This window comes from Paraburkholderia sp. FW306-02-B, assembly GCF_058782725.1.
Genome location: NZ_JBYSXZ010000002.1, coordinates 902221 through 916763, shown reverse-complemented (window position 1 = coordinate 916763; position 14543 = coordinate 902221). Strand labels below are relative to the sequence as shown.

Here is a 14543-nt window from a genome sequence, read left to right as displayed (position 1 = left end):
GCTCTTGCTCCTCAGGATAAACAGCCCAGCTTCGGGCCGGGTCACTCGATTCACTTCACTTCGCTGAAAAAACGCAGGAGCCGCTGATTCACCACCGACGGCGCCGTCACGTTCATCATGTGCCGTTGGTCCGCGACGATCTCGGCGCGCGCGTTGGGCGCGGCGGCCGCCATCGATTGCGACATCGCCGGACTTGAGTTCGGATCGCACTCGCCGGTCATGAAAAGCGCCGGCACGGTGAGTTGCGGCAAACGGCCAACATGTGCCCGATCGGAACTGGCAAAGAGCCGGTAGGTTCGCGCATAGCCCTCCGGATTGACCGACTCCAGCAACGAACGCACCAACTCCGCGACTTCGGCGAGATGCCCGGGCACCGGATCGTCGAACCAGCGTGCGATCGTCGCGTCGATGCTCGGCTGTTCGATGCCGCCGGTTTCAAGCGACGCCGCTCGCTGCATGACTGCGGCCCGCTGCGTCGGCGTGCGGTCGTAGACCGCATTGAGCGCAACGACACTCGACACCCGCGCGGGATAACGCAACGCGAATTCCAACGCGATCAGCGATCCCATCGAATGACCGACCACGTGCGCCGACCCGATCTGTAAATAGTCGAGCAGCGCGGCCAGTTGCGCGGCGTATTCGTCGAGGGTCGGCTCGGCCGCCGGCAGACGGCTCGCACCATGTCCCAGCACGTCGTAGGACACCACCCGAAAGTGCGCCTGCAACCCGGCCACTTGCGGCGCCCACACGCTGCGGTTCATGCCTACGCCGTGAATCAGCACGAGTGCGGCACCCTCGCCTGCCACGTTGTATGCCGTGCCGTCGAACGTCCCGCTCGTCGACGCACGCTCGACGACGGTTTCATGCTTCATTGGATCCCAGCTCCTTCAGATCCTGATAACGATCGCCGATGCGGTGATGCGGCCGGCCGCCGATCGATGCGCCCAGCGCGATCACGAGTTCGTCGGGCGCGGGTGCATCGACGATCGAGAACTGGACAGTGAGGTAATGCGAGCGCATGCCTTCGTCGCCCTTGTGCATCAGCGGGATCGTCACCGGACAATTGGGGCCGCCGCGCAGATTCGTAAAGCTCAGATAGCTCTTCGCGCCGACAGCCTCACGGAACCTGTTGCCGAAGCGCAGCGTATGGATCAGCGCCGACGCATGTTCGACCTCGCCCGACGTGCCGACGATCGCCGCCTTCCCATAGCCTTCCACCGCTGCACCGGACCCGGCGATGCGCAGGATCTCGGCCGTCAGGATCTCGCCCAGTTGCGGAGCGAGCCCATGAATCTCCGGCTTCAGGTCTTCGACAAAACCGCGTCCCGCCCAGGGATTGCGCAGCACGGCGGCAGCGGCGAAGAGCTTCAGCGGCTTCGAAGCCGCTTTACCACCTTCGATAAACGTATCTTCCACATAGGTGACCAGCTTGCGAATCTCGAGCTTCATCAGACTTTCTCCGTGGGCAAATGCGCCATGGCCTCATGCGATAGCGCCTTGCATATATTATGGTATTCCATATTACTGTACGCAAGAATTTTCAGGCATCGACGGGGTTTACGCGGGGGATTGACGAGAAGGCGACGCGATTCGCGGGCGAAAAAAAGCCGTCGGAATCGACGGCTTTTTTCCCTACGGCAGGACTGCGGATCAGTCGCTTGTCGCGGCTTCCTTTTCGGCGAGCGCCGCCATGGCGATACCGGCGGTACGTCTCACGTGTTCAAGCGACGCGGCAGCCGCCGCGTCGCCATCTTTTCTGGCGATGGCGGCGAGCAACCTGTTCATCTCGCGATTCGAATCCGTACCTCGCCCAGGCGATGAAATCGTCATCGAGCGAAGCTGGTTGATTCGCGCGTTCAGCGACTTGACCACCTGATGCATCATCAGCTTCTGGCCACCGGTGAACATCGTTTCGTAGAAACGCTCGGTGTAGAGCAACACGCGTTTGAAATCCGCTTTATCGAAAGCGTCCTCGATCTCCTTGCGGATGTCGCGCAGTTGCTTCACCAGCGCTGGCGTGGCGCGCTCGGCACAAGCACGCGCGGCTTCCGACTCCAGCAACGCTCGGATTTCGTAGATTTCCTCGACCTGCGCCGGATCGAGTCTTGCGACGATCGGACCGGAATGCGAGCCGGTTTCGACCAGCCCCTCCGTTTCGAGGTGGCGTAAGACCTCGCGCACTACCGTGCGGCTCACGCCGAGTTGATCGCACAGCGTACGCTCGATCAAGCGGTCGCCGGGTCGATAGAAGCCCTGAGAAATGGCTTCGCGCAATTTCTCAAGCGTCAGTTCGCGCAACGTCGGCGCACTGCGGTCGACACGCATTTGATCCATCATGGCTCTCTCTCGTCTCCGGGCGACATCCGGATATAGTGGTTTTTGGAATCCCATAGTATCGCACAGGCGACACCTGGCAAATCCGTAGCTCGCGCTGCTCAGACGGGAAAGACCCGGGCGCTCACGCTATCCCAGTCGAGCCATGCTTGCGCACCCACCGCCAGGCTCGCTTCCCGCAAACTGGCCGGCGCGCGTACCGCGATCTCCTGTGCCCACGGCGTCGCCACCGAATAATGCAACGTATCGCCCAGATAGGTGACGTCACGCACCGTCACCGGCAGACTGCCGTCGGCGCTTTGCACGGGCTGCGCGCGAATCTTTATCTGTTCGGGACGCAGCATCAACGCGCCGTTGCTGCCGGCACTCAGCGTGCGATCGAAACTGCCCACCTGTACCGGCTTTCCGTTAGGGAACACCGCGTGCGACCCGCCATTGCTGCGGGCCAGCGTGACCGGCAGAAAATTCGAATTGCCGATGAAACTCGCGACGAAGCGCGACGCCGGCTGCGCGTAAAGATCTTCGCCGGTTCCGATCTGCTCGATACGCCCTTTGTTGAACACCGCAATCCGGTCGGACAGACGCAAGGCCTCTTCCTGATCGTGGGTCACGTAGAGGATCGTCACGCCGGTTTGCTGATGAATGCGGCGCAGCTCGGTCTGCAATTCCTCGCGCAGCTTCTTATCCAGCGCGGAAAGCGGCTCGTCCATCAACAGCACCGGCGGGTCGTAGGCCAACGCGCGGGCGATCGCCACGCGCTGCTGCATCCCGCCCGACAGCTGACCCGGCATGCGGTCGCGGCAATCGCCTAGATGCACGAGCTTGAGCATCTGTTCGACCTTCGAGTTCACCTGAGCATCAGGCAGGCGCCGCACGCGCAGCGGAAACGCCACGTTTTCGCCGACGCTCAGATGCGGGAACAGCGTGTAGCGCTGAAACACCATGCCGATGTTGCGTCGATTCGGCGCGACCGACAACAACGATTTGCCGTCGAGCAGCACGCGCCCCTCGGTGGGCGACTGGAAGCCCGCGACAATATAAAGCGTCGTACTCTTGCCCGAACCCGACGGTCCGAGAAAAGTCATGAACTCGCCTTTCTTGATGTCGAGCGAGACTTGATCGATGGCCACGACCTGATCGTAGGTCTTGCGAAGCCGTTGAATCTGCAGAAACGGGGAGCTCACGATTTACCTCGCTTGAGTACAAGTCCTAGCAACATCAACACGACGGTCAGTCCGACCAGCAGCGACGATGCAGCGGCAATCACCGGCGTCAGGTCTTGCCGCAACGTGCTCCAGATTCGCACGGGCAGCGTCTGCAGCGTCGGGCTTGCCATGAAAACGGACACCACCACCTCATCCCAGGAAGCGAGGAACGAGAAGATCGCCGCCGCGAACAGGCCGAGACGAATAGCGGGCAGCGTGACGCGCCATTTCACTTCGAACGGCCCCGCTCCGCAAATCAGCGCGGCATCTTCGAGCGTGGTGTCGAAGCTTTCCAGCGAGTTGCCGATCGCGATGATCGAAAACGGCAGCGCGATGATCAGATGCCCGATCACGAAGCCGACCAATGTACCGGTCAAGCCGATACGCAGAAAGAACGCGTACAGCGCGACCGCGAGCACGACGACCGGCAACACCATCGGCGTGAGAAAAAATGCCTTGAGCAGCGCCCTCCCGCGGAAATCGCCGCGCGTCAGCGCGAGCGAAGCGAACAGACCTAGCGTGACCGACAACACCATCACGACGAGGCCCAGCTCGACGCTGGTCATCAGCGAATCGAGCCAGCCGGGATCGGTGAGCAATAGGCGATACCACTGGAGGGTCCAGCCAGGCGGCGGAAACATCAGCCATTGCGAATTGCCGAACGACAACGCGACGATGAACAGCACAGGCAACAACAGGAATAGCGACACCGACACGCCAATGGTCAGGAGCAGCCAGCGCAGCGGTCCGAGACGGTCGAAATCGAGCAGCATGTCAGTGGACTCCTGAAGCACCGGCCGCACGCTCGGAAAAGCGCAATTGCAGTGCATAGAGCGAAAGCGTGACGAGCAGCAGGACAAAGGCCGCGGCGCCCGCGAGACCCCAGTTCAGCAATTGCTGCACGAGTTGCGCGATCAGTTCGGCGAGCATCATGTATTCCGGGCCGCCCAGCAACGCGGGGGTGACGAAGTACCCGAGCGCCATCACGAACACCATCAGCGCCCCGCTCGCAATGCCCGGCATCGCGAGCGGCACCAGCACCCGCCAGAAGGCTTGCCAGCGGCTCGCCCCGCAGATGGCGGCGGCCCGCAGCGTGGTGGGATCGATCGCGCGCAGGGTGGCGTGCAGCGGCATCACGAGAAACGGCAGCATGATGTAGGTCATGCCGATCGTGACGCCGGTCAGGTTATTGACCAGCGTAAGCGGCGCATCGATCACCCCAAGCCACATCAGCAGACGGTTGATCGGCCCGGTTTGCTGCAGCAGCACCATCCATGCAAACGTGCGCGCCAGCAGGTTGGTCCACATCGAAAGCAGCAGGATCGCGAACACCAGCTTGCCGATCCAGCGCGGCGCGATGGCCAGCAACCATGCAGTCGGAATGCCGATCACAAGAGTCACCGCCGTCACTACCGTGGCCACGAAGAACGTGTTGCCGAACACTCTCAGGTAAGTCGTCGAGCCGAACAGCTGCGTATAGTTCTGCAAGCCCGGGCTTGGTTCCAGCACGCTGTGAAGCAGCAACGACAGCACCGGCAACAGAAAGAACACCACCAGCAGCAGCACGGCCGGCAACACCAGCCGGGCGGTCCTGAATCCGGCGCCTAGCTGCAGCTTGCCCACCGCGGGCTCGGCGACGGTACTCAATGCATTCGACATGACGACTCCCTCGATGTGTTCGACCGGCAACCGCCTTATTTCGATTGCCACGCATACCAGCGCTTCGCAATCTCGTCGCGATGGTCGGCCCAGTACTTCATGTCGAGGTTGATTTGCGTTGCCTTGTACTGATCAGGCTGCGTTTTGGCGACATCGGCGGGCAGCAGCGCCGCCGATTTCAGATTGACCGGCGCGTAACCCGTTTCAGCGGCGAACTTTGCCTGCGCCTGCGGGCCGGTTGCGCTCGCGAGGAACTTCATCGCCTCAGCCTTGTGCTTCGCGCCTTTCGGCACCACCAGCATATCGGCGGCTGTCAGGTTCTGATTCCACGACACGCCGACATCCACGCCGGTCTGCTGCAGCGCATGCAGACGACCGTTCCAGAACACGCCGATCGGTGCTTCGCCCGAGGCCATCAGTTGTTGCGACTGCGCGCCGCCGCTCCACCAGACAATCTGGCTTTTGATCGTGTCGAGCTTCTTGAACGCGCGATCGAGATCGAGCGGATAGAGCTTGTTCGGCGGGACGCCGTCGGCCAGCAAGGCGACTTCGAGCACGCCCGGCGCCGACCACTTGTAGAAAGTGCGCTTGCCGGGGAAACGCGTGGTATCGAACAGGTCCGCATAGTTGGCCGGGCTGCCGCTCTTGAACGCCGCCTTGTTGTAGCCGAGCACGAACGAATAGTAGAAGCTGCCCACCGCCCCCGCCGACGTGAAGCGCGGATCCAGGTCGCTCTTGTTTACCACGGAATAATCGATCGGTTCGACGAGTCCGTCGCGCAGCGCCGCATAGGCGAAATCGCCTTCCACGTCGACCACATCCCATTGCACGTTGCCGCTATCGACCATCGCCTTGAGCTTGCCGTAGTCTGTCGGGCCATCCATCAGCACCTGCACGCCGGACGCCAGGGTATACGGCTGTGCCCAATTCTTCTGCTGCGCGGATTGCGTCGTGCCGCCCCAACTGGCGAACACGATCGGCGCATCGGCGGCGAAAACGGACGCGGCGGCCGAGACGATGGCCGTCACCGCGACTGCGCGGGCAAGACCAAGGGCTCGCCAACGTAGCATTTCTTTCATGAGGATTACTCCTTAAAGTGAAAACGCCGTCTCCGGAAAGGATCGACAGCGAACGGCTTTTTTATTTGAGCGGTGAGAACGAGGCGGGCTTCATGATCTTGCTCTCCATCGTTTCCAGCAGCGCCTGGATCTTCGGTGAGAACGCCTGCCACGCCGGATCTTCGGCGAGGCGCTGACGGCGCGCCTCGCGTTCGTCGAGACTCGGATAGGCCCACATATGAACGATCTGGTTCAGCGGCCCGATCTCCGAAAAAAAATAACCCACCAGTTCGCCGAGATGGTGCTTCTGCAACTCGATGCCCTCTTCCTCGACGAGTTTCAGATAGGCCGGAACGGCGCCGGTCCTGATCTTGTAAGTGCGGATTTCGTAATACATCGTGCCCTCTTCAGCGCATGACGAAAGGATCCGCGATCGGCTCGTCCGAAGTTCGGATCCAGACGGATTTGGTGCGGGTGTAGTCGAGTACCGCGTCGAGCCCGCCTTCGCGGCCCAACCCGCTCAGCCCGTAGCCGCCGAACGGGACGATCGGCGAGACGGCGCGGTAGGTGTTCACCCAGACAATGCCCGCGCGCAACCGGCGCGTGAGACGGTGCGCGCGAGTGAGATCGCACGTGAACACGCCCGCGGCGAGCCCGTACTTCGTGTCGTTGGCCAGCGCGACGGCGTCGGCTTCCGTGTCGAAGCTCATCACGCTCAGCACCGGTCCGAACAGCTCCTGCGCCACGCTCGGCACCGTGGAGTCAGGACAGTCGACGATTGTCGGCTCGAAGAAAAAGCCTTTCTCGTGCGCTGACGGGCGAGCGCCGCCGGTCAGCAGCGTGGCGCCCGCAGCGAGGCTGGCGGCAAGCACCGCCTCGATATGGTCGCGCTGCCTGAGCGTGGCAAGCGGTCCCATCTCGGTGGCCACATCCTGCGGATCGCCGATTTTGACGGCTTGAGCTTTCTCGACGAGACGAGCCACCAGACGATCACGAATGCCGCGTTGAACCAGGAGCCGCGAGCCCGCGACACAACTCTGACCCGTCGCCGCGAAAATCCCGGCGATCACGGCGTTGCTGACACTTTCCACGCTGGCGTCATCGAAGACCAGCACCGGCGACTTGCCGCCCAGTTCGAGCGAAGTCGCGGCCAGGTTTTCCGCCGAATTGCGCACAATATGACGCGCCGTTTCCGGACCACCGGTGAACGCGATCTTCGCCACCAGCGGATGACTCGTGAGCGCACGGCCGCAGTCCGCACCGAAGCCCGTCAGGATGTTCACCACGCCCGCCGGAAAACCGGCCTGATGCACGAGCCGTGCAAAAGCGAGAAGCGGCGCGGGGCCCTCCTCGGACGCCTTGATCACGATCGTGCAGCCCGCTGCGAGCGCCGGACCGATCTTCACCGCCGAGAGAAACAGTTGCGAATTCCACGGCACGATGCCCGCGACCACACCGACCGGTTCGCGGCGCAGAAACACGTCCATGTCGGGCTTGTCGACCGGCAAGCAGGCCCCGTGAATCTTGTCGGCGATGCCGGCGTAATAACGGTAGTACTCGGCGACATAACCGATCTGGCTGCGCGTCTCACGGATGATCTTGCCGGTATCGGTCGTTTCGAGTTCCGCGAGCGCCTGCGCGTTTGCCGCGACGAGGTCGGCGAGCCGGTACAGCAGCTTGCCGCGCTGACTCGCGCTCAGGCCGGCCCATTCCGGCGCGAACAACGCGCGGTCGGCGGCCTGCACGGCGCGATCGACGTCGGCTGCGCTCGCCGCGGGCATCGTTGCCCACACGTCGCCGGTGGCCGGGTTGATGCTCCCGAAGGTCTCGGCGGCGTCGCTGAACTCGCCGTCGATGTAATGCTGGAAAGACTTCAACATGGAATCGGCTCCTCGTGGCTGGATGTCGTAGCGAAAAACATCCGCCTTCAGCCGCGGGCCTCGAACGCGGGCATCACGTCCGAGATGAACAGTTCGAGCGACTTGCGCTTGCGCTCGAAGCTCATATTGCTGTCGAGCCAGAAGCTGTATTGATCGAAGCCGAGTTCTTCATACTGTTTCAGCCGCTCGACGACAGCCGCCGGCTGACCGATCACGAGGTTCTTGCGAATCTGTTCCGGTGCGTATTGCGGGAACGATGCGATGTCCTCTGCCGTAAGCGATTCGATGAAGCCTTGCTCGACCGGTCGCTCGTTTTTGAACCACTTGCTGAAATAACAATAGAAGCGGCTCAGATCTTCCACGGCGGCGTCCACTTCGGCCGGATCCGCGCCCACAAAGGTGTGCATCAGCATCATGATCCGCGGCCGCGGCACCTCGGGATTTGCCTTGCAGGCCGCGTTGAAGCGCTCCATCAGGCTGACCACTTCGCCATCGCCCGCTGCCAGCGACGTGACCTGCACGTTGCAGCCGTTGCGGACCGCGAACTCGTGCGAATTCGGATCGCGGGCCGCGAGCCACATCGGCGGAATGGGTTGCTGGACCGGGCGCGGCACCGGCGTGGTGGACGGCCATGACCAGAATTCGCCTTGATGCGCGTAGTCCCCTTTGAACAACTGCCGCAGCGCGGGCACTAGTTCACGCATCCGGGCGCCTGCGCCGAATGCATCGAGGCCCGGCAGCAGACGTTCATATTCGAAGGAGTAGGCGCCGCGCGCGATGCCGAGGTCCAGCCGCCCATTGCTTGCGACGTCCACCATGCCAGCCTCCCCGGCGAGACGAATCGGATGCCAGAAGGGGGCGATGACCGTCCCGGTGCCGAGCCGAATGGTTTGGGTGCGCGCCGCGAGATACGAAAGATTGAGGAACGGATTGGGCGCGATCGTGAATTCCATCGCGTGATGTTCGCCTATCCAGGCGGTCTCGAACCCGCCTTTCTCCGCGATCCGGACCAGCTCGGTGAGCTCATCGAAGAGTTGCCGGTGCGGTGTTGCCGCGTTGTACCGCTCCATGTGCAGAAACAACGAGAATTTCATGATCGACCCTGTATGCAGGAAAACGACGAATCTGTCGTGCTGCGGGCGCTGTGGACCTACGCGCCCCGCTTCGTGTCGACCGCTAGAATGTCGCGGTTGGTATTACGGTATTCCACCAAATGGCCAGGCGCAAGCATTTCAATATTATGGTATTCCATAATATTGATGGTGGATGTCTGCTGATCTGGCACCGTTAGAGTGGCTGCCCCGCGGTGGGAGTGGAATCGGGTCGGGCGTCAGTGGCGGGAGCACGTGGACAAGATTTGCACTCCGGATCAATCACCCGCGTGAAGAGGTCATCCCGGACCGATCTCGCCCGCAAGCTCAGCGAACAACGCCTCCTGCGGCGACAGTTCACCGGCGCGCAATACCAGCCACATCGCGGAGCGCGCGCCCTTCTCGCGCAGCGGCCGGTACGCCACGCCATTGACGTTGATGCTGCGCAGGGACGCCGGCACAAGCGCAACGCCAAGGCCGGCCGCCACCAAGCCTACGATTGTGGGCGCCTCCCGCGCTTCCTGCGCAACCTGCGGCGCAAAACCTGACTGTCGGCAAAGGGCGATGATCTGGTCATACACGCCGGTCCCGCTCGCGCGTGGATACATGACGAACGCCTCATGCTTCAGCGCGCCCACGGAAAGCGCCGCCCGGCTCGAAGCCAGCGGGTGTTGCGGCGGCAGCACCGCCACCAGGGAGTCTTCGAAAAGACGTGTCGCCTGTAGCGTCGGCGGCAGGTCCGGCCGTTCCGTGCCGCGCACGAACGCGACTTCCAGCCGCCGTTCGAGCATCGCCGTCAATTGCTGCCGAGTGGTCAACTCTTCCAGCCGCAAGTGCATCCCCGGCAAACGACGCCGGTACTCAAAAATCAGTTGCGGAATGATGGTGCTGAATGCGGCCGAGCCGGTGAATCCCACCCGGAGCTCGCCGAGTTCGCCACGCTGGGCGCGCTGCGTCACGATGCCGGCCCGCTCCGCCTGCGCAACCAGTGCGCGTGCTTCAGGCAGCAGTGCCTTGCCCGCCGCTGTCAACTCCACGTGCCGGTTATTGCGGTCGAAAAGCCGTGCGCCCAACTCCTCCTCGAGCACACGAATCTGCTGGCTGAGCGGGGGCTGCGCCATGTTCAGACGCACGGCTGCGCGGCCGAAATGCAACTCCTCGGACAGCACAATGAAATAGCGGATGCGGCGTAGATCCATGATATGAATTATGTATCATTTCCCGCGAAATCGATATTGGACGCCGGTATAACGAGGTTCGATCATTCATGCTTGAAAGCAACTTTTTCAGTCGGAGTGATCGAGTCATGCAACAGCAGAGCGTCGATACGGTGGAGGCGGTGATCAAGGCAGCCGGGTCCATACCGCGCGAGGTGGCCGAAAAAATCGAACATGGCACGCCCGCATTCCGGCGCACCAATTTCTCCCTGTTTGCCGCCGGCTTCGCGACCTTCGCCCTGCTCTACTGTGTGCAGCCGCTGATGCCGCTGTTCTCCGCGGATTTCGGCGTGAGCGCCGCGGGCGCCAGCCTGGCCCTGTCGTTGACGACCGGGTTTCTGGCGGTTTCGATGCTGGCCGCGGGCGTGCTGTCGGAAGCCTGGGGCCGAAAGCCGATCATGGTGGTTTCGCTGCTGCTCTCGGGTGTTCTCACGGTCGTCTGCGCCGTGCTGCCGCACTGGCCGACGCTGCTCGTCGTCCGCGCGCTAATGGGCGTGGCGCTTAGCGGATTGCCGGCGGTGGCGATGGCTTATGTCGGCGAAGAAATGCACCCGCGTTCGCTGGGTCTGGCGATGGGGCTGTACGTCGGCGGCACGGGTCTTGGCGGAATGGCAGGCCGTCTGCTGACGGGTGTGATCACCGATATCTGGGGCTGGCGAGCCGCGGTGACGGTAATCGGCGTACTCGGCGTACTGTGCGCCGCGATCCTCTGGCGCTACCTGCCGGCATCGCGTCACTTCACGCGGCGCGAGCTTCGCCTCGCGCCGCTGTCACGGGCATTCAGCACCCACTTGCGCGACGGCATCCTGCCGCTGCTGTTCGTGGAGGGCTTCCTGCTGATGGGCGCCTTCGTGACGGTGTACAACTATGTCGGCTACCGGTTGATCGCGCCGCCTTTCTCGCTTAGCCAGACAAAAATTGGCCTGATCTTCGCGGTCTATCTGTGCGGCATCGTCAGCTCGGCGTGGATGGGCAGCCTGTCGGGATGGCTTGGCCGCCGCGCCGTGCTGCCGGTCACATTGGCGCTGATGCTGGCCGGAACGCTGATCACGCTGTCCGGCGAGCTCTGGTTGATCGTCATCGGCATTGCCGTGCTGACCATCGGATTCTTCGGCACGCATTCGGTCGCGAGTGCGTGGGTCGGCGCCCGCGCGCAGACGGGCAAGGCACAGGCGTCGTCGCTCTATCTGTTTGCCTACTACCTCGGATCGAGCGTGGTCGGCTCGCTCGGCGGCGTGTTCTGGAACCTGTGCGGCTGGCATGGGGTGATCGCAATGACAAGCGCGCTGCTGCTGGCGGCACTTGCCATTGCGCTGTGGCTGCGCGCGGTCAGCGTAAGGCTCGTCGAAGCCGGCACCCGCGCCCATCCACCCCAACGACTTTAGAACTGGTGTCGAATACCCACGCGCGCGATGACCTGATTCGCCGTCGATGACGGGGCATCCGCACCCGTGATAAACGCGGTGTTAAGCGGCGCAGCGGAAGCGGCGCCTCCCGCGAGGTGTTGATACATGCCCTGCACGTACACGTCGGTGCGCAACGACAGGTTGTAGTCCGCCATCAGGCCGACTTGATGCCACTTCGGTTTGGAGTCGCCAGCCGCGCTATTGAAGTGCCCTAGCGTGTAGTTGTACATCGCGCCGACGTAGGCGTTCTTCGCAAACTGGTACTTCGCATTCAACTCGAAATTGTCGAACTTCAAGCTGCTCGCGGTATTCGCGAAGTTGCCGACATACACGGATCCCGTTGCGTTGTTAAGTGTCGTGTGGCTGTACACAAAGCCGAGCACTGTCGAGCCGATCGTATAGTTGATACCCGCTCCCCAGACCTGCTCACGGCCAGCGAAGAAGTCCGTGTCGTCGGCGGCGAGCGAACCGCCGGCGTTTCCACCAGGATTGTTGATCTGCATATACGCCGCGGCAACCGAAACCGAACTGCCGACGTATTGTGCACCGAGGCTATACGAGCGGTTGTTCGCAAAGCCGCCAGCCTGATTGCTGAAACCGTAAAGGCCGCCGAATGAAAATCCGCCGTAGGTGTTGCTCGTGTACTTGACGCTGTTGTTCAGGCGAAACGAATTGTCAGTGTTGTCGTTGTCATACGGATGCGACATCAGATAACCCGCCCAATTGCCGTTCGCGGTGAGCGGTGCGAGAAAGTCGACGACAGAATCGTATTGGCGCCCCATCGTCAACGTTCCGAATTGGGCCGAGCTCAAGCCGACATAGGCCTGCCGGCCAAACATCCGCGAACCTTGCCCAAGCGCGCCCGAATTGACGTCGAAGCCGTTCTCCAACTGAAAGACCGCCTTGGTTCCGCCGCCCAGATCTTCGGTGCCTTTCAGACCCCACCGGCTGCCTTGTGCAAAACCGCTTTCCATCTGCACAGCGGAATGACCTTTGGTGTTGTTCGTGTAGTTCAGACCTTCGTCGATCAGGCCATACAGTGTGACGCTGCTTTGTGCCATAGCCGCCATCGGAGCAATAGCACAACCGAGCGCTGCACCCGTAATGAGAAGTCGCTTCATGAATGTAGCTTCCTAAATGTGTGTAAGTACCGCACCGGCATCCCGATCGCGCGACGGCGCGAATGACTGAATGTCCGGCGACAGGTGTTCGCACTTTAGGACCTACAAAAAACGGCTCTACAGCAACTCTGTATTTCCAAAATGGTGTTGTACCCGTCCCACGGGTGCCAGGATCTTCCCCTTGTTTTCCGCCGCCCTTTGGCGGTAGCGTTCGACCACGAAGTCGACAAAACTTCTAAGCGCAAGCGCCATGTGCGGCTGTCCGGAATAAAGAAGCCATACGGTGCGCTCATCGGCGCACAATTCGACATGCGTGAGCAGCGGCCGCAATGTGCCGTCCGACAACTCGCTTTGAATCAGCGACGTTGACAGGCGCGCTATGCCGAGGCCTGCCTGCACCGCGCGCTTCACCAGAAGCGGGCTCTGCATGTTCAGGATAGGCCGCACGACCACACGGTGCGTGCCGTGCATGTCGCGGAACTCCCAGTAACGGCTAGGGGCGTCCGAGGCCACGAGTACATCATGCGAAGCGAGCTCCGCCGGTGTGCCCGGCGGGCGACGGCTCGACAGGTATGCCGGGCTCGCGACAATCACATCCCGTGTGTGCGCGAGCGGACGGCAAATCAGCGAGGAGTCGCGCAAGCGACGCTCGGCGCTGAAGCAAAGGTCGAAGTCCGTCGCGGTGACATCTGCCATGTTGTCGAATACCGTCAACTCGAACTGCATGCGCGGCTCTTGCAGCCGGTAAGCCGCCAGCACCTCCGGCAAATCGGTCGTGGCATAAGAAGACGACGACGCGATACGTAGCAATCCTCCCGGTTGGCTTGCGGTCGTTGCCACGCACTCGTCCATCGCGACAAGTTGCTTTAGCAATTCTGCGCAATGCGCCCAGTACAGTTGGCCCGCCGGCGTAAGCGACACGCGACGCGTGGTCCGGTTAATCAGGCGAACACTGAGATGTTGCTCAAGCACCGCCACGCTGCGCGTGGCGACCGAGCTCGAGATGCCGAGCTGTTTGGCCGCCTCAGCGAAGTTCAAACACTCGGCGATCCTGGCGAATATACGAATTGCCGCGAGCTGATTCATCATTCTGCAGCCGAACCATCAGAAGTCCGCGGCGCGCTCGTCGCGGCAGAAGAAGTGCTACCGCTCTGCTGGTGCCGGATAGCGTAGAGTTCCCGGTTGTGCGCGACAGTCTGAGCGCTTGGCGGATAGTCGTTTTTGAGTGCAGGAACCAACCCGTCCGCTTCAGCTTCGACGAGCTGCGCGTGAACTTCGGCGCGCGTGAGACCGGATGTCGAGGTTTGCGCGAACGCATTGGCACCGAACGGCAGACTGAGTGCCGCAAGGGCGACGGCGGTAAGCAATTTCATGATGCTTCTCCTAAGAATCGTGACGAAACGCTCTTGTTACGATTCCCATTGTTGTAGACGCACCTTGACCCGACTCTTACCCCAGGATTACGTTTTCGTTATCTTGGCAACGCGCTGACACCAGGCGTTTTCGCGGAAAGACACTTCCTTTCAGAATGTCGGCTTCGCGAGCCCCGGGTATCGCCCACTGGCCGACAGC

The 14543-nt window shown here is 62.0% G+C and carries 15 protein-coding genes; 1 reads left to right on the top strand and 14 read right to left on the bottom strand.

Going from position 1 to position 14543, the window contains the following annotated elements:
- Positions 1-50 precede the first annotated feature (50 nt).
- The 11 genes from AC3WOG_RS25165 to AC3WOG_RS25115 form a co-directional block, all read right to left on the bottom strand.
- Entirely contained in the window at positions 51-872 is an 822-nt protein-coding gene (locus tag AC3WOG_RS25165; protein ID WP_492580601.1) for an alpha/beta fold hydrolase, read from the bottom strand.
- Entirely contained in the window at positions 862-1449 is a 588-nt protein-coding gene (locus AC3WOG_RS25160; RefSeq protein ID WP_492580600.1) for an amino acid synthesis family protein, read from the bottom strand. Before AC3WOG_RS25160 ends, AC3WOG_RS25165 begins: the two co-directional genes overlap by 11 nt.
- Positions 1450-1650: 201 nt before the next feature.
- Positions 1651-2334, bottom strand: a complete 684-nt coding sequence (locus AC3WOG_RS25155) for a GntR family transcriptional regulator (RefSeq protein ID WP_492582442.1) — start codon at positions 2332-2334, stop codon at positions 1651-1653.
- Positions 2335-2435: 101 nt separating this feature from the next.
- Positions 2436-3518, bottom strand: a complete 1083-nt coding sequence (locus AC3WOG_RS25150; RefSeq protein WP_492580599.1) for an ABC transporter ATP-binding protein — start codon at positions 3516-3518, stop codon at positions 2436-2438.
- On the bottom strand, positions 3515-4312 hold the full coding sequence (locus AC3WOG_RS25145) for an ABC transporter permease (RefSeq protein WP_492580598.1): 798 nt from the start codon (positions 4310-4312) through the stop codon (positions 3515-3517). The genes AC3WOG_RS25150 and AC3WOG_RS25145 overlap by 4 nt, the downstream gene beginning before the upstream one ends.
- A gap of 1 nt (position 4313) precedes the next feature.
- Entirely contained in the window at positions 4314-5198 is an 885-nt protein-coding gene (locus tag AC3WOG_RS25140) for an ABC transporter permease (protein WP_492580597.1), read from the bottom strand.
- A gap of 35 nt (positions 5199-5233) precedes the next feature.
- Positions 5234-6268, bottom strand: coding sequence for an ABC transporter substrate-binding protein (locus AC3WOG_RS25135; protein WP_492582441.1), 1035 nt, complete (start codon positions 6266-6268; stop codon positions 5234-5236).
- Positions 6269-6338: 70 nt separating this feature from the next.
- Complete coding sequence (locus tag AC3WOG_RS25130; RefSeq protein ID WP_492580596.1) at positions 6339-6653, bottom strand: NIPSNAP family protein; 315 nt, start codon at positions 6651-6653, stop codon at positions 6339-6341.
- A 10-nt stretch (positions 6654-6663) separates the two neighbouring features.
- Positions 6664-8136: an aldehyde dehydrogenase gene (locus AC3WOG_RS25125; RefSeq protein WP_492580595.1), complete on the bottom strand. Its 1473-nt coding sequence runs from the start codon at positions 8134-8136 to the stop codon at positions 6664-6666.
- Positions 8137-8183: 47 nt separating this feature from the next.
- Complete coding sequence (locus AC3WOG_RS25120; RefSeq protein ID WP_492580594.1) at positions 8184-9230, bottom strand: LLM class flavin-dependent oxidoreductase; 1047 nt, start codon at positions 9228-9230, stop codon at positions 8184-8186.
- Positions 9231-9526: 296 nt separating this feature from the next.
- Entirely contained in the window at positions 9527-10426 is a 900-nt protein-coding gene (locus AC3WOG_RS25115) for a LysR family transcriptional regulator (protein ID WP_492580593.1), read from the bottom strand.
- 107 nt (positions 10427-10533) lie between these two features.
- Between AC3WOG_RS25115 and AC3WOG_RS25110 the strand changes: the two genes are divergently transcribed.
- Positions 10534-11829, top strand: coding sequence for an MFS transporter (locus AC3WOG_RS25110; RefSeq protein ID WP_492580592.1), 1296 nt, complete (start codon positions 10534-10536; stop codon positions 11827-11829).
- Here the strand turns inward: AC3WOG_RS25110 and AC3WOG_RS25105 are convergent.
- From AC3WOG_RS25105 to AC3WOG_RS25095, 3 genes are all read right to left on the bottom strand, one after another.
- On the bottom strand, positions 11826-12971 hold the full coding sequence (locus AC3WOG_RS25105) for a porin (RefSeq protein WP_492580591.1): 1146 nt from the start codon (positions 12969-12971) through the stop codon (positions 11826-11828). The genes AC3WOG_RS25110 and AC3WOG_RS25105 overlap by 4 nt on opposite strands.
- Positions 12972-13088: 117 nt before the next feature.
- Positions 13089-14057 carry a LysR family transcriptional regulator gene (locus AC3WOG_RS25100; RefSeq protein ID WP_492580590.1) on the bottom strand — a complete coding sequence of 323 codons (969 nt, stop codon included), beginning with the start codon at positions 14055-14057 and terminating at the stop codon, positions 13089-13091.
- Positions 14057-14344: a DUF4148 domain-containing protein gene (locus AC3WOG_RS25095; RefSeq protein WP_492580589.1), complete on the bottom strand. Its 288-nt coding sequence runs from the start codon at positions 14342-14344 to the stop codon at positions 14057-14059. The genes AC3WOG_RS25100 and AC3WOG_RS25095 overlap by 1 nt, the downstream gene beginning before the upstream one ends.
- Positions 14345-14543 lie beyond the last annotated feature (199 nt).